General features: G+C 64.0%; 23 protein-coding genes. 7 read left to right on the top strand and 16 right to left on the bottom strand.

What is annotated here, in order from left to right; translation table 11 throughout:
- Positions 1 to 35: 35 nt before the first annotated feature.
- A complete protein-coding gene (locus E1N52_RS30120) occupies positions 36 to 1661 on the bottom strand; it encodes an ABC transporter ATP-binding protein (RefSeq protein ID WP_133186720.1) in 1626 nt (541 codons plus the stop codon).
- Positions 1662 to 1927: 266 nt separating this feature from the next.
- Here E1N52_RS30120 and E1N52_RS30115 point away from each other — a divergent pair, with 266 nt between their 5' ends.
- Entirely contained in the window at positions 1928 to 2860 is a 933-nt protein-coding gene (locus E1N52_RS30115; protein ID WP_133186718.1) for a LysR substrate-binding domain-containing protein, read from the top strand.
- 66 nt (positions 2861 to 2926) lie between these two features.
- Here E1N52_RS30115 and E1N52_RS30110 read toward each other — a convergent pair whose 3' ends face one another.
- A complete protein-coding gene (locus E1N52_RS30110) occupies positions 2927 to 4336 on the bottom strand; it encodes an 8-oxoguanine deaminase (RefSeq protein ID WP_133186716.1) in 1410 nt (469 codons plus the stop codon).
- Positions 4337 to 4924: 588 nt separating this feature from the next.
- On the opposite strand from E1N52_RS30110, the gene uraH reads away from it, so the two are divergent.
- Together uraH and E1N52_RS30100 are read left to right on the top strand one after the other, a co-directional pair.
- The gene (uraH, locus tag E1N52_RS30105; RefSeq protein WP_133186714.1) at positions 4925 to 5278 is read left to right on the top strand and encodes a hydroxyisourate hydrolase; all 354 of its coding nucleotides are present in this window, start codon (positions 4925 to 4927) and stop codon (positions 5276 to 5278) included.
- Positions 5279 to 5492: 214 nt separating this feature from the next.
- A complete protein-coding gene (locus E1N52_RS30100) occupies positions 5493 to 6686 on the top strand; it encodes a urate hydroxylase PuuD (protein ID WP_133186712.1) in 1194 nt (397 codons plus the stop codon).
- Between the two features lie 550 nt (positions 6687 to 7236).
- On the opposite strand, the gene E1N52_RS30095 is transcribed toward E1N52_RS30100, so the two are convergent.
- The 12 genes from E1N52_RS30095 to E1N52_RS30040 form a co-directional block, all read right to left on the bottom strand.
- Entirely contained in the window at positions 7237 to 7761 is a 525-nt protein-coding gene (locus E1N52_RS30095) for an ureidoglycolate lyase (RefSeq protein ID WP_133186710.1), read from the bottom strand.
- A gap of 18 nt (positions 7762 to 7779) precedes the next feature.
- Complete coding sequence (gene alc / locus E1N52_RS30090; protein ID WP_069265647.1) at positions 7780 to 8790, bottom strand: allantoicase; 1011 nt, start codon at positions 8788 to 8790, stop codon at positions 7780 to 7782.
- Between the two features lie 82 nt (positions 8791 to 8872).
- Entirely contained in the window at positions 8873 to 9394 is a 522-nt protein-coding gene (gene uraD / locus E1N52_RS30085) for a 2-oxo-4-hydroxy-4-carboxy-5-ureidoimidazoline decarboxylase (protein WP_133186708.1), read from the bottom strand.
- Positions 9391 to 10350 carry an allantoinase PuuE gene (puuE, locus tag E1N52_RS30080; protein WP_133186706.1) on the bottom strand — a complete coding sequence of 320 codons (960 nt, stop codon included), beginning with the start codon at positions 10348 to 10350 and terminating at the stop codon, positions 9391 to 9393. Before puuE ends, uraD begins: the two co-directional genes overlap by 4 nt.
- A 258-nt stretch (positions 10351 to 10608) precedes the next feature.
- Positions 10609 to 11397 carry an aspartate/glutamate racemase family protein gene (locus E1N52_RS30075; RefSeq protein WP_133186704.1) on the bottom strand — a complete coding sequence of 263 codons (789 nt, stop codon included), beginning with the start codon at positions 11395 to 11397 and terminating at the stop codon, positions 10609 to 10611.
- A gap of 37 nt (positions 11398 to 11434) precedes the next feature.
- Complete coding sequence (locus E1N52_RS30070) at positions 11435 to 12949, bottom strand: NCS1 family nucleobase:cation symporter-1 (protein ID WP_133186702.1); 1515 nt, start codon at positions 12947 to 12949, stop codon at positions 11435 to 11437.
- Positions 12950 to 13247: 298 nt separating this feature from the next.
- On the bottom strand, positions 13248 to 13970 hold the full coding sequence (locus E1N52_RS30065) for a GntR family transcriptional regulator (protein WP_205965684.1): 723 nt from the start codon (positions 13968 to 13970) through the stop codon (positions 13248 to 13250).
- A gap of 309 nt (positions 13971 to 14279) precedes the next feature.
- Positions 14280 to 15206: a muramoyltetrapeptide carboxypeptidase gene (gene ldcA, locus E1N52_RS30060; protein ID WP_133186700.1), complete on the bottom strand. Its 927-nt coding sequence runs from the start codon at positions 15204 to 15206 to the stop codon at positions 14280 to 14282.
- A 25-nt stretch (positions 15207 to 15231) separates the two neighbouring features.
- Complete coding sequence (tadA, locus tag E1N52_RS30055; protein ID WP_133186698.1) at positions 15232 to 15927, bottom strand: tRNA adenosine(34) deaminase TadA; 696 nt, start codon at positions 15925 to 15927, stop codon at positions 15232 to 15234.
- Positions 15924 to 16325 (bottom strand): DnaJ family domain-containing protein, encoded by a 402-nt coding sequence (locus E1N52_RS30050; protein ID WP_133186696.1) that lies wholly within the window; start codon positions 16323 to 16325, stop codon positions 15924 to 15926. The genes tadA and E1N52_RS30050 overlap by 4 nt, the downstream gene beginning before the upstream one ends.
- Before the next feature lie 281 nt (positions 16326 to 16606).
- Positions 16607 to 17803 (bottom strand): amino acid aminotransferase, encoded by a 1197-nt coding sequence (locus E1N52_RS30045; RefSeq protein ID WP_133186694.1) that lies wholly within the window; start codon positions 17801 to 17803, stop codon positions 16607 to 16609.
- Between the two features lie 43 nt (positions 17804 to 17846).
- Complete coding sequence (locus E1N52_RS30040; protein ID WP_133186692.1) at positions 17847 to 19241, bottom strand: amino acid permease; 1395 nt, start codon at positions 19239 to 19241, stop codon at positions 17847 to 17849.
- A gap of 254 nt (positions 19242 to 19495) precedes the next feature.
- On the opposite strand from E1N52_RS30040, the gene E1N52_RS30035 reads away from it, so the two are divergent.
- The 4 genes from E1N52_RS30035 (at position 19496) to E1N52_RS30020 (ending at position 23347) form a co-directional block, all read left to right on the top strand.
- Entirely contained in the window at positions 19496 to 19969 is a 474-nt protein-coding gene (locus tag E1N52_RS30035) for an Lrp/AsnC family transcriptional regulator (protein WP_133186690.1), read from the top strand.
- A 211-nt stretch (positions 19970 to 20180) separates the two neighbouring features.
- Positions 20181 to 20921: an ATP-binding cassette domain-containing protein gene (locus E1N52_RS30030; RefSeq protein ID WP_133186688.1), complete on the top strand. Its 741-nt coding sequence runs from the start codon at positions 20181 to 20183 to the stop codon at positions 20919 to 20921.
- A 256-nt stretch (positions 20922 to 21177) separates the two neighbouring features.
- Entirely contained in the window at positions 21178 to 22173 is a 996-nt protein-coding gene (locus E1N52_RS30025; RefSeq protein ID WP_133186686.1) for an ABC transporter permease, read from the top strand.
- 181 nt (positions 22174 to 22354) lie between these two features.
- Positions 22355 to 23347: a sugar-binding protein gene (locus E1N52_RS30020; RefSeq protein ID WP_165979471.1), complete on the top strand. Its 993-nt coding sequence runs from the start codon at positions 22355 to 22357 to the stop codon at positions 23345 to 23347.
- A gap of 71 nt (positions 23348 to 23418) precedes the next feature.
- Here E1N52_RS30020 and E1N52_RS30015 read toward each other — a convergent pair whose 3' ends face one another.
- Together E1N52_RS30015 and E1N52_RS30010 are read right to left on the bottom strand one after the other, a co-directional pair.
- Positions 23419 to 23784, bottom strand: a complete 366-nt coding sequence (locus E1N52_RS30015; RefSeq protein WP_133186684.1) for a type II toxin-antitoxin system VapC family toxin — start codon at positions 23782 to 23784, stop codon at positions 23419 to 23421.
- Positions 23778 to 23999 carry a ribbon-helix-helix protein, CopG family gene (locus E1N52_RS30010; protein ID WP_133186682.1) on the bottom strand — a complete coding sequence of 74 codons (222 nt, stop codon included), beginning with the start codon at positions 23997 to 23999 and terminating at the stop codon, positions 23778 to 23780. Before E1N52_RS30010 ends, E1N52_RS30015 begins: the two co-directional genes overlap by 7 nt.
- Positions 24000 to 24554: the final 555 nt, after the last annotated feature.

Here is a 24554-nt window from a genome sequence, read left to right as displayed (position 1 = left end):
GATGTGCTTGTGTGTGTGTTGTTATGTGGCGCAGGTCATGCATTCGCCACGGTCTGCGCGGGCGGCTCGCCGTTAGGCCGGCCGCCGTCTCCGCGATCCGAACGCTCGCCGAAAAGCCCCGCCATCCAGCGGCCGATTTCCTCGGCGTTCGTCTCGCCCGTCAAACGCGCGGGTGAAAGGCGTCCGCCCGCGAGCACGGCAATGCGGTCGCAGATGTCGAAGAGCTCTTCCAGCTCTTCCGAGATCACGAGTATCGCCACGCCGCGCGCAGATAGATCGAGCAACTGCTGACGGATGAATGCGGCCGCGCCCACGTCCACGCCCCAGGTGGGCTGCGCGACCACGAGCACCTTCGGCGCCTGGAGGATCTCGCGCCCCACGATGTACTTCTGCAGATTGCCGCCCGAGAGGCTTTGCGCGAGCGCGTCCGGGCCGCCGCAGCGCACGTCGAACGCGCCGATGCAGCGCTCGGCGAATGCGCGCATCGCGCCGGTCCTGAGCCAGCCCGAGCGCACCATGCCTTCGCGGTGCGCCGTGAGCAAGGCATTTTCGGCAAGCGACATGGCCGGGACCGCGCCTCGCCCAAGGCGCTCCTCCGGCACGAAAGCGAAGCCGAGCTTTCGGCGCGCCCCAGCCGAAAGGCGTCCCGCGGCCTTGCCGCAAATCTTGACGGCATCGGCGCTCACACCGTGGCGGGCCGCTTGCGCTTCGCCCGAGAGCGCGGCGAGCAATTCCGCCTGGCCGTTGCCCGAGACGCCGGCGATACCGAGTATCTCGCCCGCATGCACGGCGAACGAAACGTCGTTGAGCGAGGTGCCGAACGGATCGTCGCTCGGCATCGACAGATGCTGCGCTTCGAGCAGCACGTCGCCGGGAGCGTGCGCGCGCCGGGTGTAGTCGGGCAGTTCGCGCCCGACCATCAGCCGCGCGAGCGACGCATGCGTTTCTTCGCGCGGAATGACGCGGCCCGTGACCTTGCCGCCGCGCAGCACGGTGGCCGTGTCGCAAAGCTCCTGGATTTCGTCGAGCTTGTGGCTGATATAGAGAATGCTGCAGCCTTCGGAAGCGAGACGCCGCAGCGTGCCGAACAGCTTGCGCACCGCTTGCGGCGTGAGCACCGAAGTCGGTTCGTCCATGATCAACAGACGCGGATTCTGCAGCAGGCAGCGCACGATTTCCACGCGCTGACGCTCACCCACCGTGAGGCTATGCACGTGACGCTGCGGATCGACATCGAGGCCGTATTGCGCCGACACCTCGCGAATGCGTTTGCCGAGCGTTTTGAGGTCGAACGGTTCGTCGAGCGAGAGCGCGATGTTCTCGCCGACGGTAAGTGTTTCGAACAACGAAAAATGCTGGAACACCATGCCGATGCCGAGTTTGCGCGCCGCAGCCGGACTCGCGATTTCGACGGCCTGGCCTTCCCAGCGGATCTCGCCCGCGTCCGGCCGCACCGCACCGTAGACGATCTTCATGAGCGTGCTCTTGCCCGCGCCGTTCTCGCCGAGCAAGGCGTGGATTTCTCCGGGCGCGACCGAGAGCGTGACGTCATCGTTCGCGCGCACCGCTGGGTACTGCTTCGTGATGCCGGCAAGCGCGAGGCGCGGCACATCGCTCCCGTTTTGCCCAAGCGTTGCCTGACGAGAAGAAGAATCACCCATGGAGGTTCCGCCGTTGTACGTTATTGCTGTCCGTTAACCGTTTGACGCTGGCCGCCGCGCGCCGCCGTGCGGGGGTGACGATACCCGTTAGCCCTGCGAAGGTCGAGCCGCCAAAATTCGCTGTTGCCTCGCTGCACGGGGCTGGCCGGCATAACCCCGGCGCGAGCCTCGGGGTAAGCCTCGCTTGACGCCACTTTTTGTCCATATTAAAAACGATATACCCCCAAGCCTCATCGATCAGCCAGAACATATAATTCGGAGAATTCATGAGTCAGCAACGCGAGGCGATCGACACGTACCTCTTGCGCGTCTTGCACACGCTTCTGATGGAGCGCAGCGTGACACGCGCGGCCGTCAAGCTCAATCAGTCCCAGCCCGCAATCAGCGCGGCGCTTCGGCGTCTGCGCGACATCACCGGCGACCCGCTCCTCGTGCGCGGCAAGTCCGGCATGGTGCCGACCGAGTATGGCCTGCGCCTGCTCGAACCAGTCCAGAACGCGCTGCGAGAGATCGAGCGCATCCGCTTCCAGCAGCACAATTTCGATCCGGCCACGTCCATCCGCTGCTATCGGATTGGCTGTCCTGACTATTTGAACGTCCTGTTCGTGCCAACCGTGGTCGAGCGCTTCCGCCTGGCCGCGCCCAACGCCACGCTCGAGTTCCACTCGCTCGGGCCTGCGTTCGACTACGAGCTCGCGCTCGAGGAAGGCAAGCTCGATATCGTCATCGGCAACTGGCCCGAGCCGCCCGAACAGCTGCATCTCTCGAACCTGTTCGTCGACCAGATCGTCTGCCTGATGAGTAACACGCACCCGTTCGCCAAGCGCGGAGGGCTCACGCTCGACCAGTATCTGAACGCGCCGCATCTCGCGCCCACGCCCTACTCCGTGGGCCAGCGCGGCGCCATCGACGTGCACCTCGCGCGCGAGCGCCTCAAGCGCCATGTCGTCGTCACGCTGCCGTACTTCAATCTCGCGCCCTACGTGCTCGTGAAGTCGGACCTGGTCTTCACGACCACGCGCCTGTTCGCCGACCACTATGCGCGTTTCCTGCCGCTCACGGTCGTACCCGCGCCGCTCGACTTCCCGCCGATGCAGTACTACCAGTTGTGGCACGAACGCTGTCATTACTCGGACGAAGTACGCTGGTTACGCAGCCTCATCGCCGAAGCGACGAAGACGCTGATCGACAAGCCTTGAGTAACACGGCCGCACGTTGCTGCGGCCGCCCTTCAATACCCCTGTGCGTTTGCGCGCTTGCCTGCTTCAGCGCGCCATCTGCACGAGCTGCGCCGCGAGCCGGTTTTGCCGCTCGATGACCGGCCCAAGCTCCACCGTCTGCAGCACGCCCTCCTTCACGACCACGTGCCCGCCGATCACGCTCAGCGCGACCTGCGAGGGTGCGCAGAAGACGAGCGCCGCGACCGGATCGTGCAACGCGCCCGCGAAAAGCGGCTGGCGCAGGTCGAACGCCACGAAGTCGGCCGCCATGCCGGGTGCGAGCGCGCCGATGTCGTCGCGGCCCAGCACCTGTGCGCCGCCCAGCGTCGCGATTTCGAGCGCTTCGCGCGCCGTCATGGCATCCGGTCCGAAGCCCACGCGCGCGAGCAGCATGGCCTGGCGCGCCTCGGCCACCATCTGCGCGCCGTCGTTCGACGCCGAGCCGTCCACGCCGAGCCCGACCGGCACGCCGGCGAGCCGCATCTTCTTCACGGGTGCGATGCCCGAGGCGAGCCGCATATTCGAGCACGGGCAATGCGCGACGCCGGTGCCGGTTCGCCCGAACAAACCGATGCCGTGGTCGTCGAGCTGTACGCAGTGCGCATGCCAGACGTCGCGGCCGACCCAGCCGAGGTCCTCGGCGTATTCGGCGGGCGTCATGCCGAACTTTTCGCGGCTGTAAGCAATGTCGTTGACGTTCTCGGCGAGATGCGTGTGCATCGACACGCCGTAGTGCCGCGCGAGCACCGCCGATTCGCGCATCAGGTCGCGGCTCACGGAGAACGGCGAGCATGGCGCCACGACGACGCGCAGCATCGCGTACCGGCCCTCGTCGTGATACGTCTCGATGAGGCGCTGCGTGTCGGCGAGAATCGCGTCCTCGCGCTCGACCACGGCATCGGGCGGCAAGCCGCCGTCCTTCTGGCCGACGCTCATGCTGCCGCGGCTTGCGTGAAAGCGCATGCCGATGCGCTGCGCCGCGCGAATGCTGTCGTCGAGGCGGCTGCCGTTCGGATAGATGTACAGATGATCACTGGACGTCGTGCAGCCCGAGAGCAGCAGCTCAGCCATCGCGGTGAGCGTGGAGACCTCGATCATCTCGGGCGTGAGGTTCGCCCATACCTTGTAGAGATTGGTGAGCCAGCCGAACAGTTCGGCGTCCTGCGCGGCCGGCACGGCGCGCGTGAGGCTCTGGTACATGTGATGGTGCGTGTTGATGAGCCCCGGCGTCACGAGGTGGCCGCTGGCGTCGATCACCTCGTCGGCCGTGGCGGGCAGTTCCGCCGTCGGGCCGACCGCGACAATGCGGTTGCCTTCGACGTAGAGACCGCCGCCGCGAATCTCGCGGCGCGCGCCGTCCATCGTCACCAGCATGTCGGCGTTTTTCACCAGCAGTGTCTTGCCGGGCTTTTGCGGGTCTTGCGGGCTTTGCCGCTGCGCGAGTGTGGGTTCCATCGTCCTTGTTCGCTCCGTTGTCGTGCCGCCACGAGCCTGGTCATTCCTTCGGACTCGCGCACGGCGTGTGAACCAGACGCCCTCGCCTCACCCGCCGGACTCGCCGGTCGCCCAGGCGCCCGGTGCCGACGCGTCCCGACGAGGACGCCGCTGGCCCGGTTACCCGGCGTCCACCGCCGTCTTCGGGACGCGCAGCACGCGCTGCGCATGGCCTCTACGATCCGCAACCAAAATAGTCGTGGCAATTCGCGCCGCTGCGATACCCATATTTACGCCACGCATATAAAGGTCGATTTTTGGCGTCGCTACGATGCCAACAAGGGACGCCTGAATCCAGGGCGCAATGAGCGACAGCACCCGGATGGCACCCAGGGCTCACCCTCATGCGCGTAGCTTTATCTTTCCTATCGCTCGCGCGCGCCGGGTGCGATCGTTTTTAAAATGCGTACACGGCGCTCGCTTCGATCCGCCGACGGGTATGTAGCCACTGACGTGGAGCCTCGATCCGCCGCAATGCATCATGCATGGGATCGAGAGCTGCCGCTGAAACCTCGCAATCGCACCAGGCACTCACAAGGAAAACTGCGAATGGGCAAGCTGACTACCCACGTGCTCGACACCGCGAACGGCCGTCCCGGCGCGGGCATCAAGGTCGAGCTCTTTGCGCTCTCGGGCGACGCTCGCCGCGCGCTCAAGACCGTCACCACCAATGACGACGGCCGCTGCGACGCGCCGCTGCTCGAAGGCGAGGCACTCGCCAAAGGCGAATACGAACTCGTGTTCCACGCCGGCGACTATTTCGCCGCGCTCGGCACAAAGGTGCCCGAGCCGCGCTTCGTCGACCGCGTCGTGCTGCGCTTCGGCATCGCCGACGCCGGTTCGCACTACCACGTGCCGCTACTCGTTTCGCCGTGGTCGTACAGCACCTATCGGGGCAGCTAAGCGACAACCGGGCAGCCACCGCAACACAAATTCATAGGGCATTCCGGGCGATCTTCTAGCCCGATTCATCAAGCCCGAGGTCATACGAAAAACAATGGCAGTGCTGCAGCGCATGGGTCACTCAGAGGCCCCAACGCTACGCGGCGCGCTCATACCCCGCAGTTAGCGCGTGCGTTCAGACGCGCGCGCAATGCATCAGGACTGGAGACGTTTCATGGAAGGCTTTATTACCGATTGGCTGAACCTCGCACTGCGCTGGTTCCATGTCATCGCGGCGATCGCCTGGATCGGCGAGTCGTTCTATTTCGTCGCGCTCGACAACAGCCTCAAACCGCCCACGGACCCGAACCAGCGCCGTCGCGGCGTGTTCGGCGAACTCTGGCACGTGCACGGCGGCGGCTTCTACAACATGCAGAAGTACACGGTGGCGCCGCCTGAAATGCCCGACGACCTTCACTGGTCGAAGTGGCCGTCGTACACCACGTGGCTCTCGGGCGCGTCGCTCTTCACGGTGCTGTATCTCATGGCGCCGAACACGTATCTGATCGACAAGAACGTGCTCGACATGGGTCCTGTCGTCGCGATCTTCTCCGCGCTCGGCTTCCTCGCCGCTGGCTGGATCGTCTATGACTCCCTGTGCCGTGTGCTCGGTACGAAGGACAAGCTGCTGGGCGTGTGCGTGGGCATCTATGTCGTGATCGCCGCCTACCTCGCCTGCCACATCTTCTCGGGCCGCGCCGCGTACCTCATCATGGGCGCGATGCTCGCGACGATCATGTCGGCCAACGTGTTCTTCGTCATCATCCCGGGCCAGCGCAAGATGGTCGCCGCGATGCTCAAGGGCGAAGTGCCGAACCCGATCTACGGCAAGCGCGGCAAGCAGCGCTCGGTGCACAACACGTATTTCACGCTGCCGGTGGTGTTCGCGATGCTGTCGAACCACTACGCCATGACCTACGCGCACGCCTATAACTGGGCCGTGCTCGTGGTGATCATGCTGGCCGGCGCGCTGATTCGCCAGTTCTTCGTGATGCGTCACCGTGGCCAACAGCTCTGGTATCTGCCGATCGGTGGCGTGGCCCTGATGTTCGTCGCGCTGGTGTGGACGCTGCCGCGCCCGGTCGTGCCGCAGGCAGAAGCCGCGAACGCACCGTCGCTGAAGATTTCCGACATCCAGCCGATCCTGCAACAGCGTTGTGCGGCCTGTCACTCGGCGCACCCGACGCTGATGGGTGCGGCGCCGGCCGGCGTGATGCTCGATACGCCCGACGAAATTTCGCAGAATGCGCAGCGGCTCTATCAGCAGGCTGTGACGCTCAAGGCGATGCCACTTGGCAACGTCACGCACATGACCGACGACGAACGGCAGAAGATCGCCGCCTGGTTCCAGGGCGGTGCGAAGCAATGATGTAGTTGGCAGTGCGAGTGGTTTGCATCGCGCTACGTGAGATGTGACCGGAAGGACCCGAAGTGCGATGCGCTTCGGGTCCTTTTTCTTTTGGGACGGTCTGTGCCGAGGGGCTTGCGCGTTGGGCGGCGATGCGCGGGGTATGGCGAAGCGGCAGCGGGCTTCGACGAATGCACGGAACCCAGCGTGCAAAGAGCGACGAAAGCGCAATTGCGTGCCGCGCCCACAGCCGTCGCGTGAAGACTTTCCCGCCTCGCGAGCGCGAACGCTGCTTGGCAACTCGCGATGGCAACCGCAGGTGGCATCACGCAGCAAGGCGCCCATTGAACGCACGGAGCGGGTATGACGCGATGATCGCCGCATGGCCCGATAAGAACGTGGAGGTACCGCACGAAGGTATCCATGACTTGCCATCACGCTTTACGGCGCCCTGAGCAGCGTGGTGGCAAGACCAGGACCCACCACCCTGCTCCACACGCCAAACGCAAAAAAGCCACGTCTCAGACGTGGCTTTTTCCTGTTGATACGTACTGCTGCGTAAATGCGCGAATCAGCGCATCGCTGCCTTCATCGCTTCTTCCGTCAACCAAAACGACTCCGGCAGATCCTGCTCGTTGAGATTGAGCCCATCTCCACCGCGATCGACGACGATGAAATCGCTCACGTCGCCCAACGCGATCAGCGGATGATGCCAAACGCCCTTCGCATAATTCACTCCCTGCCAGCCACGCGAAACGAACGCGCGAATCTTCGCGACGTCCAGATCGCCGGCCGGCGCGACCACCACGAGATACGGCTTGTCGTTGAGCGGCACGAATGCCTGGCTGCCCAGCGGATGCCGTTCGAGCATCTTCACTTCGAACGGCAACTCGCGCGGCTGACCGCGAAAGAGATTCACGAGCGTGCGGCCGCCCTCGTCGGTCACATCCACTTTCGCGAGATCGTGAAAGCGGATAGTCGTGCCCAGATTGATCGGAATCTGCTTTGCACCCGCGAGCTCGATCACATCGCCGAAGGGCGCGAACGCCTCGGGCGTCAGCGGCTCGATAGTCAGCGTCGTTCTTGTTTCACTCATGATGGCCTCGTCAGCGTATCAGGCGAGCGTGCCCCAGAGGCGTACGCGCGAAACGCCGCCGTCCGGGATGATGTTGAAGCGCACGTGCGTAACCGGGCCAAGCGCCGCGAGCTCGCTTTCGTAGTAGTGCTGCTTGTCCATCTGCAGCTTCTGCTCGCCGAGCAGCACCGGCCAGAACATCGCCTGAGTCACGAGCGAACTGTCCGTGCCGCCCACCACGCGCGCGGCCTGGAACGAGCAGCGATCGGGGTAGTTGCCCTTGAAGTGCGCCGTATCGACTTCGATCTTCTTGATGATGCCCGGCTGCGCGAGCGCGATGATCGCCCAGTCGTTGCCAGGTTCGCGGCGGCGGCGCGTTTCCCAGCCGTCGCCCATGTTCACCCCGCGGCCCGGCATGAGCAGCGTGGAAGCCATGCCGAAGTGCTGGTTGTTCGCGCTAACGAGGTACGCACCGTTTTCCATCGCGGCCAGGTCGAACAGTTCGGTACGGCTCGCTCCCGCCCAGTCCACCTGCGGCTGGCCGTACACGCGCAGACGCGCGATGCCGCCATCGGGATAGATATTCACGCGCAGGTGCGTGTACGGCTTGTCGCTCGATACTTCCACGTAATGGTGGCTATTGCCGTTCAACGAGGTCGAGGGAACGATTTCCGTCCATTGCGTCGTGGCAGTGGGTGCGCCATCGGCGACATATGCGCCCTCCACCGATGCCGCCGGCGGGTAGTTGCCCGTGAAGTGGCTCGTGTCGATATCGAGGCCCTTGATGACGCCAGGACGCGCGAGCTTCACGATGCACCAGTCATAGCCGGTCGTGCGCTTGCGGCGCGTTTCCCAGCCGTCCATCCACTTGCCGTGTTCGTCGTACTTGCCCGGAATAAAGACGGCCGGCTCCGGATTGAGCATGCGATCCTTCGGCGCGAAGAAGTCGTCGCTCGCCTCGAGCGCCTGCGCGCCCAGGCGCGGGTCCGCGAGATTCACGAAGCGGCGCGTGAAATCGGGGGCGTTGGGGTCGAGAGTCGGGAGTGCCATCGTTGTCTTCCTTCGTGTCTTTTCTGTAGATCAAAACGGCGCTGCGCCCCTTCCGCGAAAATCCGGGGGGCGCATCGCCACGTTACGCGTCGATCAGTTCGTCCAACCTGAAGCGCGCAATGCGGTAAATCTGGTCGAGGCTCGCGCGCATTTCATCGGCGCGGCTGTTGTTCACGCGCGCCTCGAAGTTCGCGATGATGGCGTGGCGGTCATAGCCGCGCACCGCGAGAATGAATGGGAATCCGAACTTCTCGCGATAAGCGCCATTGAGGGCGAGCAGCTTGTCGAACTCTTCCTGCGTGCACTGGTTCAGACCCGCGCCGCTTTGCTCGCGCGTGGATTCGGCGGTCAGCTCGCCGCGCACGGCGGCCTTCCCTGCAAGCTCCGGGTGGGCGTTGATGAGCGCAAGCTGCTGCGCCTCGCCCGAGGTTTCCACCGCCTGCGACATGGTGCGATGCAGCGCGTCGATGCTCGCAAACGGGCGTTGCTGCGCGGCCGCGGCGGCGACCCAGGGCGAGTGCTCGAAGATGCCCGAAAGCGCCGCCACGAAGGCGTCGACCGAGGCGTGATTCAGCTGTTCGAGGGTGTAGTGCATTGCCTTCATGCGGCGGCCCCGCGGTGGTCGTTCTGCTGCGGTTGATAGGGATGATGCTCGCGCCAGTGGCGCGCGATATCCACGCGGCGCGTGACCCACACGCGCTCGTGTTTTTCGATGTGGTCGAGAAAGCGCTGCAGCGCGCGAAAACGCCCGGGGCGCCCGAGCAGCCGGCAGTGCATGCCGATCGAGAGCATCTTCGGCGCTTCGTCGCCCTCTGCGTAGAGCACGTCGAACGCGTCGCGCAAATAAGTGAAAAAGTGGTCCGCCGTGTTGAAGCCCTGGGGCGATGCGAACCGCATGTCGTTCGTGTCGAGCGTGTAAGGCACGATCAGTTGCGGCACCGACGTGCCGCCCGTGACTTCCACGTCCATCCAGAACGGCAGGTCGTCGCCGTAGTAATCGGAGTCGTAGAGGAAGCCGCCATACTCGGCCACGAGGCGATGCGTGTTCGGGCTGTCGCGTCCCGTATACCAGCCGAGCGGACGCACGCCCGTCACGCGCTCGATTGCTTCCATGCCGAGCTTCATATGCTCGGCTTCCTTGGCGGGCGAGACGTCCTGGTAGTGAATCCAGCGATACCCATGGCACGCGATCTCGTGGCCCAACTCAACGAACGCACGCGCGACTTCGGGATGACGCTCGATCGCCATGCCCACACCGAACACGGTGAGCGGCAGGCCGCGCTTTTCGAATTCGCGCAGGATGCGCCATACGCCCGCGCGCGAGCCATATTCGTAGATCGACTCCATGCTCATATGGCGCGCGGGATACGCCGCGGCGCCCACGATTTCGGAGAGGAACTGCTCGGAGCCGGGGTCGCCGTGCAGAACGCAGTTTTCACCGCCCTCTTCGTAGTTGAGCACGAACTGCACCGCGACGCGCGCCTGACCAGGCCAGTTGGCCTGCACCGGATACCGGCCATAACCGATCAGATCGCGGGGATATTGGGGATCGAGTGGCATGCTGGTCGAATCAATCGAATAGAGAGGATCAAACGAAATATCCGCGCAACGGCGAGGCGCCGTGAAGCGGCCGCCGGCGCTGCCTTGCAGGGCCTGACGGACGGTCCGCGCAACCTGCTTACAGGACCAAACCAGTGTAGCGAAATCACCCGTACGCGCCCATACGCACGCTCAGATAGTACGGGTCAAGCGAGGTGTATGTGGCCGCCCGATATGGCGTCATCCGGGCGGCCGGCTCACTATGCACGCGTTGCGCGTTTACCCGTAGCGCAGCGGCCGCACGGGCGGAGGCGTTTCCGTGACCGGGGCGGGATTGGTCGGGCTGAAACGCGCGAATTCGCCGTCATAACGCTTGGCGAGCGGCCGCGCGAAGTCGCCGCGCTTGGCGGTCGTGAGGCGCAGCGCAACGAGCGCCTCGACCCATTTCACGGCGGCCGTCACGCCGTCGACCACAGGCACGCCGAGCGCATCCTCCACCTGCGCGCACAAGCTCGTCATGCCCGCGCAGCCGAGCACGATTGCGTCCGCGCCATCGTCTTCGAGCGCACGGCGGCACTCGTCGACGATCGCGCGGCGCGCGGCCGATCCCGGCTCATCGAGCTCGAGCACGGCCACGTCGATCGCGCGCACGTTGCGGCAAAAACGCGTCATGCCGTAGCGTTCGGCAAGGTGCCAGGCCATGGCGCGAGTGCGCGAGAGCGTCGTCACGACCGAGAAGCCCGGCGCGAGCACGCTCGCCGCATGCATCGCGGCTTCCGCGATGCCCACGACGGGCCCGCGCGCCAATTCACGCGCCGCGTAAAGGCCCGGGTCTCCAAAGCATGCGATCACGTAGCCGTCGAAGCCTTCGCGCTCGCCGGCCTCCACTTCGGCAAGCAGGCCAGGCGTAGCGAGCGCCTCGTCGTAATAGCCTTCGATCGACGGCGGCCCCATCGTCGGGCTCGCCGCCACCACCTCCGTGCCCGGTGCGATCACGGCGCGCGCGCACTGCTCCATCGCCGCGGTCATACGCTGCGTGGTATTCGGATTGATCAGTTTGATGCGCATTTCGATTCCTTCGTCGATGCCTGGTTTTGCGTGAAGCTCATGCGTTTGCGCGAGCGCGTTCGCCCATCGTGAGTGCGCGATAGAACAACGCACTGAGCGCGGCGCCAATGAACCACGAGAAGTTCGCCGCGCCGCCGAGCGAAGGCACCATCACGCAGAGAATCGCAATCACCGCTGCGGGCAACAGCGCCGACACCGCACGCCAGTTCACGCCGTTGCGATACCAGTACGCCCCCTTCGGCGACACTGAATAGAGATCGTCCACGGCAAGACGTCCACGCTTCACGAGATAGAAGTCGACGATCAGGACACCGTATAAAGGACCAATGAAGGCGCCAAGCACATCGAGCGTGTAGTGAATGACGGCCGGGTTATTGAAGAGATTCCACGGCGTGATGAAGATCGAGGCCACGGCGGCGAGCATGCCACCCGCACGCCAGCTGATGAGCCGCGGTGCGACGTTGGAAAAATCGAACGCGGGCGAAACGAAGTTCGCGACGATGTTGATGCCGATGGTCGCAATCGTGAACGTGAGCGCGCCGAGAATCACTGCGGTCGGATGATCGATGCGGCCAACCGTTTCGACGGGATCGGTAATCAGTTCTCCGAATACAGGCAGCGTTGCCGATGTCGTGATGACCGTGACGAGAGAGAACGCGAGGAAGTTGACCGGCAGCCCCCAGAAGTTGCCCTTGTGAACGCTCTTGAGCGACTTGCCGTAGCGCGAGAAGTCGCCGAAATTGAGCATCGGCCCCGAGAAATACGACACCACGAGCGAGATCGCCGTAATCATCACGGGAATCACTTCGGTACCGTGATACTTCACGCCACCGAGATTCAGGCCGATGTTGTGCCAGCCCGCGCGATACACCATGTAGCCCGCGAGCGCGAACATCACGACATAAACCGCCGGTCCCGCGAAGTCGATGAACTTCTTGATGGTCTCCATGCCGTTCCAGAACACGAGCGCCTGCAGCACCCAGAGCGTCATGAAGCCGGCCCAGCCGACCGCGGAAAGCCCGAGCATGCCGTGCTTGTGCACGTCGGCATAAGGCATGAGTTGCGGGACGAACTTGAGCACGACGATCACGAGCGCGCTCGAAGCGAGATAGGTCTGGATGCCGTACCAAGCCACGGCGATGAGGCCGCGAATCACGGCGGGAACGTTGGCGCCGAGCACGCCGAAGGTGCCGCGACACGCCACCGGATACGGCACGCCGTGACGCTGGCTCGGCCGCGCGATCAGGTTGCAGAGCACATTGACGATGGAGATGCCGACGATCAGCGCGACGAGCACTTGCCAGCTCGTGAGGCCGAGCGCGAAGAGGCTCCCCGCGAACACATAGCCGCCGACGCTATGCACGTCGGACATCCAGAACGCGAAGATGTTGTACGCGCCCCAGGTCTGCTCCTTGAGCGGTGCAAGGTCGTGGTTGTAGAGCCGCTCGCTGTAGCCGGCCGGCAAGCGCAGATTATCTGCGGACTCGCTGCTTTCGCCAGATTCGAAGTTGGGCACTGCCGGACTGCCAGGTGACGCGCTGAACTGAGCCATGATCCGCTCCTTGGATGGATATGCCGACGGAAAAAAGACGCCTGAACGCCTCGAAACGCGTGCGTACCGCCGCTAGACGCGGCCGCCGCGATATCCCCGAATGGTCTGGCCTTCTCGGGCACTGCGCCGGTCGCCGCTTGCGGGCGCCCTGTAACGCTGTGCCTGTTTCAGCCGTGCGCATGCATTGCATGCGCCCCACTCCATCCTTTTCAGCCGCGGCGGCCACCGTTCGGGTGGTCCGCCGCGCTTTACTGCAATCCTTTACTGCAATCCGTTTCCATGCCGCCTCGGCAGCGCATCAGCGAGCAAGCGAAGTCGCCTCGCGCGCGCTGAACACTTCCTGCAAGTCGACCGAAGCGCCCGCCGGCCGATCGAGCATTCGCAACTCGACACCCTGCAGATGGCGCACCATGAGTTCGACGGCCTCTTTCTCGTCGCCGGCTTCGAGCGCTGCGAGAATCGCCTCGTGATCGTCGAACGAACACGGACTGCGTCCCGGCGATTCGTAGAGCGCCGAAATCAGCGTCGAGCGCGCCACGAGCCCGCCCAGACAATCGCACAGCACCGTATTGCCGGTGAGCGTGGCGAGCGACGTGTGAAACTCGCCCGAAAGCCGGATCCACGTCGGGAAGTCGCGCCCCTCGAAGGCCTTGCGCTCGCGCCTGATCGTCTCGCCGATGGTCTTCAGCCGGCGGTTGCCGTGCTGCGCACTACAGATGCGCCCCACCACCGCCAACTCGATGATCCGCCGCATCTCAAACACCTCGTGCACTTCCTGGAGCGATGGGCTTGCGACGAACGCGCCACGATTGGGCTCCAGATCCACGAGATGGTCCTTCGCGAGCAGCGCGAGCGCCTGGCGGATCGGGCCGCGCTTCACGCCGAATACTTCGCACAACTGCGCTTCAGTCAACTTCGCGCCGGGCGGCAGCCGGTGCTCGAGAATCGCGGCGCGGATTCGCGCGGCGATTGCCTCGGGCTTCATCCCGGTTGCTTCGGCGTCGATATCGGTCTTTCGCATGGCTCGGGTCTCTATGTTGGGTATCCTAGGTTGGACATAAATATTGTCAACAATTTTGTGGGCGAACCTGGGGAAGATCCCCACGTGCGCACCGGCTGCCACATGCCTCTTATCAGTGAAAGGCGCTTTATTTCGGGGAATTCAGCACCTGCATGGTGATTCGCCGCCCCAATTTGGCCGATATTTTTGTCAACAATTTAGCAAGGAAGCGTTGGCGCGAACATTGTCTGGCGACACGCGGAACAGGCTGTTAGTTGCGTAAATCTCTCCGAAAAAAGCGCCCGAAAGCGCTTCTGTGTCAGTGCAAAATCAACTCAGATGCGGATAGCCGCTCACGGTCAGTTCGAACCCATGTGCGGTGGTGGTCAGCTGCGCCGGCGCGCCCATCGGCAGCGTGACCATATCCGGAATATGGCCGAACGGCAGGCCCGTCACCACCGGAATGCCGACCACGGATCGCACCTGCTCCACCATTTCGCGCAGATCGTAGCCGTTGTCGTAATCGAACTGCTTGTGGCCGGTGAAGTCGCCCAGCACCAGAGCTTGCTGGCGAGCAAGAATGCCGGTCAGATGCAGCTGGTAAATCATGCGCTCGATGCGAAACGGCTGCTCGTTCACGTCTTCGACGAACAGGATGCCGCCCTCGACCGGTGGCAGATAAGGCGTCCCGATCAACGAAGTCAGCACGGCCAGATTGCCGCCCCAGAGCGTGCCCGAAACATTCGTCGACTGGGCCTGTGGCGCATTCACCTTGAGCGTGTAGGTCGGCTTCGAGAGCGCGTCCCAGAAGTGATGCATCGTGAAGCTGCTGAGACTTTCGGCACCGAAATCGCTGCACAGCATCGGACCGCCGAACGTCGTGAGCCCGGCGCGCGCGAGCAGCGCGAGCTGGATGGCGGTGAAATCGCTATGGCCCACGAACGCAATGGGCTGGTCCATCAAGCGCCGCTGCAGTCCGTCGTAATCGAGACCGTGCAGGATGCGCACCGCGCCGTACCCGCCTCGCACGGCGAGGACGATGTCCGGCAAGTTGCGCGACGGGTCGGCGAGGCGATTCAGTTCGGCCGCGCGCTGGCCGTCTGTGCCCGCAAAACGCTGATAACGCCGCTCGGTCGCCTGCACGCCGTCGACGTGATGGCCTTGCGCCCGCAACCGCGCAAGCGCGCGGTGTACCGCTTCCTGGTCATGCGGATAACCGGACGGTGCGATCAGTTCGATGGTGCGATGAATGGTCATGTCGAATTCGATTCAACCGTGAGATTCAACCCGCGGGTTCGTCCGGACCGGCTACGCCGGCCCCTCCCTGCGCTTGCTCAGCCTGTTCCCGTGCCGCCCGGCGCGCTTCCCGGCTCGCCCGGCGCCGGTCGGCGAAGAACGCGCGCAGCGCCTCGCCGCACTCGTCCGCCAGCACGCCACCGGACACGCTCGTGTGATGATTGAGCTGCTCGTTGGCGAAGGCATTGACCACGCTGCCACAGGCGCCGGTTTTCGGGTCATGCGCGCCGAACACCACACGCGCGATGCGTGCATGCATGATCGCGCCGGCACACATCAGGCACGGTTCAAGGGTCACATAGAGTTCGCAGCCGGGCAAGCGGTAGTTACCCAGCGCGTGTGCGCCCGCGCGCAAGGCCGCCATTTCGGCATGCGCGGAGGGATCGTGCGCACCGATCGGATGATTGAAGCCCGAGGCGATCACTTCGTCGCCGCGCACGAGCACCGCGCCCACGGGGACTTCTCCGGCGGCACGCGCCTCTTCGGCGGCGGCCTGAGCGAGGCGCATGAAATGCTGATCGCGCTCGGAAACGGGAGCGGGTTGGACGCCGGCCTGAGCCGTGGCTGCGGGAACCGTCACGAGCGGATCGGCAGGAACCGATCCGGCGGGCGAAGTGGCAGCCGGGTGCTCCGCTTCGCGTTCGCCGTCAGGGGCGTGTGGCTGGACGGGAGAGCCCGTCACGCGGCCTCCGCCGAGAGCCCCGGCTCGCCGGCTGCACGTTCGGACAAACGCTCCGCAATGCGGCGGCGATATTCGTGCGGCACGACCATCGGTCCGCCGCGCAAGGATTCGAGCGCCATGTCGAGCGCCAGCATGCGCGCGCGCAGACGGCATTGCGCGGCCTTGTCGCCCACATTGGCGAGGTCGTCCTCGAGGTCGCGCAAGGCTCGCAGCTGTTCGACTGCGGGCGGCACGAACCCCGCATTCTTCAGGATGCGGTGGGCTATGCGCACTTCTTCGGGCACGAGCAGGTCGTCGTCGAGCGTCTGCGGCGCACCGGCGCCGGGCAGGTCGTCGAGTTCACCGCGCGCGGCCGCGGCGGCAATCCGTTGTTCGACGAGGGCATCAAGCAATTTCATCAGCAATCCACTACGTTGCGGCTCACGCATTCTATCAGGGTAAGACCTGGAAGACCGTGCGCGGCCGGCATGTGTGCCATCTACTCCCGACAGCTTGACAGACCGACGGTTTGATGCGGGATAGATCGACGTGGACGACGAAACCTGGAATCGTCTGATGGCAGCCGGCACCGGCACGCGGTTCTGAGGGCTGGATGCGAAAACGCCGCTGGCGTGTCCGGCTCGTACCGGCACACCAGCGGCGCTAGAAAGATATCGGGGCACTTGGCCCCGCCCTTCCCTTAGTCCTTCATCACCTTGCCGACCGCGTCGACCACCACGCTCACGTTCTTCTCGTTCAGGCCTGCCACGCACATACGGCCCGAGCGCAGGATGTACACGCCGAATTCCTCTTTCAGGCGCTCGACCTGCTTTTCGTTCAAGCCCGTGTACGTGAACATGCCGCGCTGCTTCACGTAGCGCGCGAGCGCCGCTTCGCTGGCATGCGAGCGCAGGCCGTCGTGAATCGCCACGCGCATGCGCGCAATGCGCTCGCACATCGCCGCCAGCTCCTGCTCCCACGATGCCTTCAGTTCCGGCGTACCCAGCACGCGCGTGACGATCTTCGCGCCGTGAGTCGGCGGATTGCTGTAGTTCGCGCGCACCGAGCCCGTGAGTTGGCCGAGCACGCGGTCGGCGGCGGCCGCGTCTTCGCAAATCACGTGCAGGCCGCCGCAACGCTCGCCGTAGAGCGAGAAGTTCTTCGAGAACGAATTCGCCACGAGCGCCGGCACACCACGGCGCGCAAGCTCACGCACCGCGAACGCGTCGTCCTCGAGGCCTGCGCCGAAGCCCTGATACGCCATATCGACGAACGGCAGCAGGTCGCGCTTTTGCAGCACGTCGATCAGCTGCTCCCACTGCGCGCGATCGAGATCGACGCCCGTCGGGTTATGGCAGCACGCGTGCAGCAGCACGACACTCTTCGCCGGCAACGCGTCGATGGACGAGAGCATCGCCTCGAACTTCAGGCCGCCCGTCACCTCGTCGTAGTACGGGTACGTGTTCACCGTGAAGCCCGCGCGCTCGAAGATGAAACGATGGTTCTCCCACGTCGGGTCGCTCACCCACACCTGGCTGGTCGCGAAGTAGCGCTTGATGAAATCGGCGCCGACCTTGAGCGCGCCCGAGCCGCCCAGCGTCTGCACGGTCGCGATGCGGCCGGCCGCGCGCGACGGGCAGTCAGCGCCGAACACCAATGCCTGCACGGCGTCGCGATACTGCGCGAAACCGGCCATCGGCAGATACGGCTTCGGACCCGGCTCTTCGAGAATCGCCGCTTCGGCCGTGTGAACGGCCTTCATGACGGGCAGACGGCCTTCGTCGTCGAAGTAGATGCCAATGCTCAGATTGACCTTGTTCTGACGCGGGTCCTTCTGGAAGTTCTCGTTGAGCGAGAGGATCGGGTCGCCGGGGTAGGCATCGATGTGTTCGAACATGCTGTTTAACTCTCTGGACGAAATTCGGGACGAATATCAGCGCTTACGGTGCCGGCACGCCGCGTTGCAGCGCCGGCGCCGACTTGCGGCACCACAGGCGGTAGGCGAGCCCAAGCACGCCCAGCCAGACCGGAATCAGGTACACGGAAATCCGCAGATCCGGAATCAGATACATTACAACGAGAATGCCGCCGAGGAACGCGAGACACACGTAATTCGTCAGCGGATAGCCGAGGCTGCGGAACGTGGTCGTCTGGCCGACGCGCGCCTTCTCGCGGCGGAACTTCAGGTGAATCAGGCTGATCATCGCCCAGTTGATGATGAGCGCCGACACGACGAGCCCCATCAGCAGTTCGAACGCTTTGCCCGGCATGAAGTAGTTGATGATCACGCACGCAGCCGTGACGAACGCCGACACACCGAGCGCCGCCAGCGGAATGCCGCGCCGGCTCACCTTGAGCAGCGCCTTCGGCGCATTGCCCTGCTGCGCGAGGCCGTAGAGCATGCGGCTGTTGCAGTACACGCCGCTGTTGTAGACCGAGAGCGCCGCCGTCAGCACGACGAGGTTGAGCACGTTGGCCACGAGGTCGCTGTTCATCGCGTGGAAGATCAGCACGAAGGGGCTGCCGCCGGCCACGACCTTCTGCCACGGGTAGAGCGAGAGCAGCACGCCGAGCGCGCCGATGTAGAAAATCAGGATGCGGTAGATCACCTGATTCGTCGCGCGCGGAATGCTATGCGAGGGATCGTCGGCCTCTGCCGCGGTGATGCCGACCAGCTCCAGCCCGCCGAACGAGAACATCACGACCGCCATGGCCATGACGAGACCCGAGACGCCGTGCGGGAAGAAACCGCCGTTGCGCCAGAGGTTCGACACGCTCGCCTCAGGACCCGCCGAACCCGAGAACAGCAGCCAGCCGCCGAAGGCGATCATGCCGACGATCGCGAGCACCTTGATGATGGCGAACCAGAACTCGAGTTCGCCGTACGACTTCACGCTCGTGAGGTTGATGCCGTTGATCACGACGAAGAACACCAGCGCCGAGACCCACGTGGGCAGCGTCGGCCACCAGTAATGCATGTAGATGCCGACCGCCGAAAGCTCGGCCATGCTCACGAGCACGTAGAGCACCCAGTAGTTCCAGCCGGAGAGAAAGCCCGCGAACGGACCGAAATACTTGTCGGCGAAATAGCTGAACGAACCTGCGACGGGCTCGTCCACGACCATCTCGCCCAGTTGCCGCATGATGAAGAACGCAATGATGCCGGCGACGCCGTAGCCGAGCAGCACCGAGGGGCCGGCCGTCTGAATCGTCTGCGCAATGCCGAGGAACAGGCCCGTGCCGATCGCCCCGCCCAGCGCAATGAGCTGGATGTGGCGATTCTTGAGGCCGCGTTTTAGCTGGCCGCGATTTTCACGCGTGTCGTTTGAAACCATGTCTCTTCCTGTCTCCGACTTATCTGCGCGGGGCCAAAGCATCCGGGTAGGACGCCGGCTCCGCTCCACGAAATAAAATTGCACACACAACGTTCTGCATTGGTGCGCTGCCAGGCTTGGCGGCATTGGCCGCAAGCCCGATCGGGTGCGCCCAGTGTATAGTTGGCGCGGAAAAATATGATTTCATCTCGTACGCAGGCAAACCCTGATTGATACAATTCCCTATCGCCTCAAACCCATCTCACGCAAGATAAATGCAAAATCTCGCGCTCGACACAATCGACATGCGGCTTCTCGCCGCACTGCAGGAACACGGCCGCGCTTCGAACCTCGAACTCGCGGCCGCGATCAAGCTATCGCCCGCGCAGACACTCAGGCGTCACCGGCGGCTCGAGGAACTCGGCGTGATCCGACGCTACGAGACACGCCTCGACGCGCAGGCGCTCGGCTTCGGCGTGGTCGCCTTCATTCAGGTAACGATGGAGCGCGGGCACATGCGCGAGCTCGTCAAGTTCAAGGAACTCGTCGCGACGTTGCCGCAGGTGCAGGAGTGCTACTCCGTGACTGGCGATATCGACTACGTTCTGAAGGTGGTGGCGCGCGATCTCAAGGCGCTTTCCGAGTTCCTGCTCGATACGCTGATGCGCGCGCCCGGCGTGAACAGCGTGCAGTCGATCGTCTGCCTTGATGAACTCAAGGGGACGAGCGCGATGCCGCTGGAAGCCTGAGACAAGCGCGCGCCAGGTCCGTCTGGCGGGGGTTTTCGGCGAAAACGCAATTTTATCTCATCAGCGGCCTGCTCGCGGCGTCGCAGGACCGCCTGATGAAATAGTCTTGCTAAAAGCCCCATCGTGCTCTAAAAAACATGCTAGTTAGCATGTCTCCTGGCCACCCTGGACACGGCAACGGGCGGCTTCACAAGCGCGAGCGCGACAGTCCATGAGTCTTCTTGAGCTCAGAGGCGTTTCCAGGCACTTCGGCGCCATTCAAGCGCTGACCGACGTGACGTTGAGCCTGGAACCCGGCCAGGTGGTCGGACTCATGGGCGACAACGGGGCCGGAAAATCGACGCTGGTGAAGGTCATCGCCGGCAACTTCCCGCCCTCCCACGGCGAAGTCCTCATCGACGGCAAGCCCGTTCATTTCAGCAGACCCGTTGACGCCCGCGCCAAAGGCATCGAGGTCGTGTATCAGGACCTCGCGCTCTGCGACAACCTCACGGCCGCGGCCAACGTCTTTCTCGGGCGCGAGCCGCGCATCGGCATATGGCCCTTTCGCGTGCTCGATCACGCGGCCATGTACCGGCGCGCCGCCGAGCTGTTCAAGGAACTGAAATCCGAAACGCGCCCGCGCGATCTCGTCCGGCAGATGTCGGGCGGCCAGCGCCAGGCCATTGCGATTGCGCGCACGCGACTGTCCGAAGCGCGGCTCGTGCTCATGGACGAACCGACCGCCGCGATCAGCGTGCGTCAGGTGACGCAGGTGCTCGACCTCATCAAACGCCTGTCCGAGCATGGCATTGCCGTCATTCTCATCAGTCACCGCATGCCCGACGTTTTCGAAGTCGCCCACCGCGTGGTCGTCATGCGGCGCGGGCGCAAGGTTGCGGACAAGCAGACCGAAGCCTCTTCGCCGGAGGAGGTCACCGGCCTGATCACCGGAGCCATCGCCGCCGCGTAAAGCGGCCCGCGCGAAGGCGTTGCATGGGGCCGCGCCCGGCGCTCGAGCGCCTGGTGCGGTCGACCGCTTTGCATGGGGCCGCACTAAGCGCTGTAGCGCCAAGTGCGCGCCAGCCGCTTTGCATGGGGCCGCACTAAGCGCTGAAGCGCTAAGTGCGCGCCGACCGCTTTGCATGGGGCCGCACTAAGCGCTGAAGCGCTAAGTGCGGCCGACAGGAGACCTGAAATTGAACGATGCGCCGCAAAGGCCAAATCCGATGCCGACAGTGCTTGACGATCCCCAATCCGCGAAGACCCACACCCGCTGGAGCGGACTGCTCGCGAGCCAGGTGTTCTGGGTGGTGCTTGCGACGCTCGCAGCCTGCCTCCTGCTCTCGTTCGTCACGTCGACGTTCGCCACGCAGCAGAACCTCTTCAACGTCACGCGCAACTTCGCCTTCGTCGCCATCGTCGCGCTGGGGATGATGGCCATCATCATCACAGGCGGAATCGACATTTCGGTCGGCTCGACGATTGGCCTGAGCGGCATCGTGCTTTCCGTCACGATGAACGCCGGCTACCCGATCTGGGCCGGCATTGGCCTTGGCCTGCTGACCGCGGGGGTAGTCGGCCTCGTGAACGGCCTGCTCATCGCGTATCTCAACATGCAGCCGTTCGTCGTGACGCTCGGCATGCTGAGCGTGGGCCGCAGCCTCGCGCTCGTGATCTCGGGTAGCCGGACCATCTTCGAATTCGGACCCGACGGGCACAAGCTCCTCCTGCTCGGCGGCGGCAAAACGCTCGGCGTGGCCAATCCCGTGTGGTTTCTGATCGTCCTCGGCGTGCTGTTCTGGTTCGCCTTCGCCTTCACGCGCTGGGGCCGCTACGTCTTCGCGGTCGGCGGCAACCGTCATGCGGCCAATCTCACGGGCGTGCCGGTACGGCGCGTGATCTGTTCGGTCTATGTGCTTGGCGGTCTGATGGCAGGCGTCGCGGCCATTCTCGAAGTGGGCTGGCTCGGCGCGGTGACCACAGGCCTCGGCACCGGCGACGAACTACGCGTGATCGCCGCCACGGTGATCGGCGGCACCAATCTCGCGGGCGGCGTGGGCAGCGCGTTCGGCACGATCGTCGGCGCCGCGCTCATCGAAGTGATCCGCAACAGCCTGATCCTGCTCGGCGTCGACTCGTTCTGGCAGGGTACGGTCGTGGGTGGCTTCATCATCATCGCCGTGCTGTTCAACCGGCTCGGCGGCGAGCGGCAAGGCGAGTGAACGGATTTCAGGGAGGCGCGCCCGGACTGCAAGCGGAACCGCCGGACGCCATCACAACAAGCGCGACTAGTTGCGCGAGGTTCCGCAGAAAGCCCAAGGCACGGGCGCGGGCTTTCCTTCCGATGACGAAAACTGTACGAGACACGCGCGCCGTACAACCGGCGCCGAACAGGAGGAAACCATGAAGAAAGCGTGGAAGTATCTCGCTGCGATCGGAGGGCTCGCGATGCTGGCCTCTTCCGCCTACGCAGCCGACAAGACCCTAGCGCTGGTCGTGAAGGGCCTCGACAATCCGTACTTCGACCTCATGCACCAGGGCTGCGACCGGGCCAACAAGGAGCTCAGCAAACAGGGCTATAACTGCTACTACACGGGCCCCGCGACAGCGGCGGACGAAAGCGCCGAAGTGCAGATCGTCGACGACTTGCTGACCAAGGGCGTCGCGGCGATTGCGATTTCGCCGTCGAACGCGCCGGCCATTGCCGAAGTGATCCGCCGCCGCAACGCGAAGATCCCGATCATCACTGCGGACGCCGATCTGCTGCCGAAAGACCAGTCGTTGCGCAAGGCATATGTGGGCACCGATAACTACGAACTGGGCGTGAAGCTCGGCGAGCAGCTCAAGACGCTGATGCCCAAGGGCGGCAACATCTGCCTCGTGATGGGCAACCCCGCGGCCGAGAACATCAACCAGCGCGCCCAGGGCACGCGCGACGTGCTCTCGGGCAAGAAAGGCATCAAGAAACTGGCGGGCGAAAACAACTGGCATGAGATCAGCGCCTGCCCGCTCTACGTGAACGACGACGCCGCGAAAGCCAACCAGATGATGCAGGATACGCTCACCGCGAATGCCAGCACGCTTCAGGCGTTCGTGTTCGAGGGTGGCTGGCCGCTCTTCGCCCCCGAGGCGTATTCGCAGGTCGTGGCGCCGATCATGGACAAGATCAACAGCGGCCAGTTCGTGATCGTTTCAGCCGATACGCTCGGGCCAGAACTGCAGGCCCTCAAGGACCACAAGGTCAATGCGCTGGTCGGGCAGCGGCCTGAGGAAATGGGCTATCAGGCGGCAATGGTGATGCGCGACCTCGCCGAAGGAAAGACGGTGAAGCCTATCGTTCACACGGGCCTTGATGTTTGCACCTGGAAGAATGCGGATACGTGTCTGAAGCATTGAGCGCGTCACTAGGCGCTCGGACAGCTCGGCTTGCGTTGCGCGGGTTCGCCTGGCCTGGGGAACCCGCGAGCCTACACCTTGTATGGCACGCGGATGCCCGGCTCATCGGCGGAGAAGTCCTTCGTGTTGCGCGACACCAGCAGCAGCGAGTGAACCTGCGCCGTCGCCCTGACGATTGCATCGGGCAGACGCAATTTCTTCGTCCTGCGGATTGCGACGGCGCGGTCCGCAATTTGGCTGTCGAGTTCAAGCACGTCGAACGATGCCAGCCAGCCGCGAATCGCTGCCTCATCGTCCGGCTGTGCGCCGACCATCACTTCCATCCACGTGATCGTGCTGATGGCGCGGTATTCGTAGTGCGCCAGTTCCTTTTTCGCCTGGAGTATGCCGCTGAGGTAGTCGATCAGGATGTTGGTATCGAAGAGCGCTCTTACCATTCCGAACGCAACTCCCGCTGATAGTCGACACCGTCGATCTGCCTGCCCTTCCAGGCACCAAAGACGTCCTCACCGGCCGCCACGCGCTTGCGCTGTGCAATATAGGACTCGATCGCCTCGCGAATGATCGCCGCGCGCGAGCGATGCTCGCTCTGCACGAGCGCCGCCAACTCTTCCACTTGTGCCTCGGTCAAGTCAATCAGAATCCGGCTCATTTCGAACTCCATATATGATATACATATCATATATCAAAATGCGTCGACGTGTGGTTGCCAGAAGCAAAGAAACCGCGCCGGCACGACGTGCCGAACGCGGGTTTTCGCTTCGCCTATTCCCTACGCTCAAGCCGGACCCGAAGTCATGAGAGATGCTGCCGCCGCCTCAATCTGGCAACGCACCACTTCCGAACCGGTCTCGCCCTTAAAGCTATCCGGGAGAGTGGAAAGCAACTTGGCCACCTTTAGAAGCCAAATGGGGGGCGACAATTATGTTGGCCGGTCGTTGACGTTTGTTTTGGCCGGTGGTCAGGAGTCGGAGGCGGCGTAGCCGCCGGAGACGACGAACCACCGGCGGCGCCGCGTCGGCGGGGCAATAGGATGGCTGATCGATTCTTAAAGAAGAAGCGGTCAGCACATGTCTGGAACCCGCATCACCGACCAACAGGTTCGCCTCTACATGAACAAGCGCAAACACCATCCGCAGGAACTCGCGGCCGCGAAGGCAGGAATAAGCGTGCGCAGCGCACGCCGCATCGAGCGTGACGCGACGTT

It is taken from the genome of Paraburkholderia guartelaensis (assembly GCF_004353905.1).
Taxonomy (GTDB): domain Bacteria; phylum Pseudomonadota; class Gammaproteobacteria; order Burkholderiales; family Burkholderiaceae; genus Paraburkholderia; species Paraburkholderia guartelaensis.
The sequence above is the reverse complement of the archived record's forward strand: the minus strand, read 5'-3'. Positions and strand labels throughout refer to the sequence as shown.

What these genes read in the sequence shown, in the direction of transcription:
- E1N52_RS30025 (WP_133186686.1), top strand. Translation starts at nt 21,178, where the DNA reads ATGCCGACAGTGCTTGACGATCCCCAATCCGCGAAGACCCACACCCGC.
- E1N52_RS30035 (WP_133186690.1), top strand. Translation starts at nt 19,496, where the DNA reads ATGCAAAATCTCGCGCTCGACACAATCGACATGCGGCTTCTCGCCGCA.
- uraH (WP_133186714.1), top strand. Translation starts at nt 4,925, where the DNA reads ATGGGCAAGCTGACTACCCACGTGCTCGACACCGCGAACGGCCGTCCC.
- E1N52_RS30075 (WP_133186704.1), bottom strand. Translation starts at nt 11,397, where the DNA reads ATGCGCATCAAACTGATCAATCCGAATACCACGCAGCGTATGACCGCG.
- E1N52_RS30020 (WP_165979471.1), top strand. Translation starts at nt 22,355, where the DNA reads ATGAAGAAAGCGTGGAAGTATCTCGCTGCGATCGGAGGGCTCGCGATG.
- E1N52_RS30100 (WP_133186712.1), top strand. Translation starts at nt 5,493, where the DNA reads ATGGAAGGCTTTATTACCGATTGGCTGAACCTCGCACTGCGCTGGTTC.
- E1N52_RS30030 (WP_133186688.1), top strand. Translation starts at nt 20,181, where the DNA reads ATGAGTCTTCTTGAGCTCAGAGGCGTTTCCAGGCACTTCGGCGCCATT.
- E1N52_RS30120 (WP_133186720.1), bottom strand. Translation starts at nt 1,661, where the DNA reads ATGGGTGATTCTTCTTCTCGTCAGGCAACGCTTGGGCAAAACGGGAGC.
- E1N52_RS30115 (WP_133186718.1), top strand. Translation starts at nt 1,928, where the DNA reads ATGAGTCAGCAACGCGAGGCGATCGACACGTACCTCTTGCGCGTCTTG.
- ldcA (WP_133186700.1), bottom strand. Translation starts at nt 15,206, where the DNA reads ATGACCATTCATCGCACCATCGAACTGATCGCACCGTCCGGTTATCCG.
- E1N52_RS30070 (WP_133186702.1), bottom strand. Translation starts at nt 12,949, where the DNA reads ATGGCTCAGTTCAGCGCGTCACCTGGCAGTCCGGCAGTGCCCAACTTC.
- E1N52_RS30050 (WP_133186696.1), bottom strand. Translation starts at nt 16,325, where the DNA reads ATGAAATTGCTTGATGCCCTCGTCGAACAACGGATTGCCGCCGCGGCC.
- alc (WP_069265647.1), bottom strand. Translation starts at nt 8,790, where the DNA reads ATGGCACTCCCGACTCTCGACCCCAACGCCCCCGATTTCACGCGCCGC.
- E1N52_RS30045 (WP_133186694.1), bottom strand. Translation starts at nt 17,803, where the DNA reads ATGTTCGAACACATCGATGCCTACCCCGGCGACCCGATCCTCTCGCTC.
- E1N52_RS30110 (WP_133186716.1), bottom strand. Translation starts at nt 4,336, where the DNA reads ATGGAACCCACACTCGCGCAGCGGCAAAGCCCGCAAGACCCGCAAAAG.
- E1N52_RS30015 (WP_133186684.1), bottom strand. Translation starts at nt 23,784, where the DNA reads ATGGTAAGAGCGCTCTTCGATACCAACATCCTGATCGACTACCTCAGC.
- E1N52_RS30010 (WP_133186682.1), bottom strand. Translation starts at nt 23,999, where the DNA reads ATGAGCCGGATTCTGATTGACTTGACCGAGGCACAAGTGGAAGAGTTG.
- E1N52_RS30065 (WP_205965684.1), bottom strand. Translation starts at nt 13,970, where the DNA reads ATGCGAAAGACCGATATCGACGCCGAAGCAACCGGGATGAAGCCCGAG.
- puuE (WP_133186706.1), bottom strand. Translation starts at nt 10,350, where the DNA reads ATGCCACTCGATCCCCAATATCCCCGCGATCTGATCGGTTATGGCCGG.
- E1N52_RS30040 (WP_133186692.1), bottom strand. Translation starts at nt 19,241, where the DNA reads ATGGTTTCAAACGACACGCGTGAAAATCGCGGCCAGCTAAAACGCGGC.
- E1N52_RS30095 (WP_133186710.1), bottom strand. Translation starts at nt 7,761, where the DNA reads ATGAGTGAAACAAGAACGACGCTGACTATCGAGCCGCTGACGCCCGAG.
- uraD (WP_133186708.1), bottom strand. Translation starts at nt 9,394, where the DNA reads ATGAAGGCAATGCACTACACCCTCGAACAGCTGAATCACGCCTCGGTC.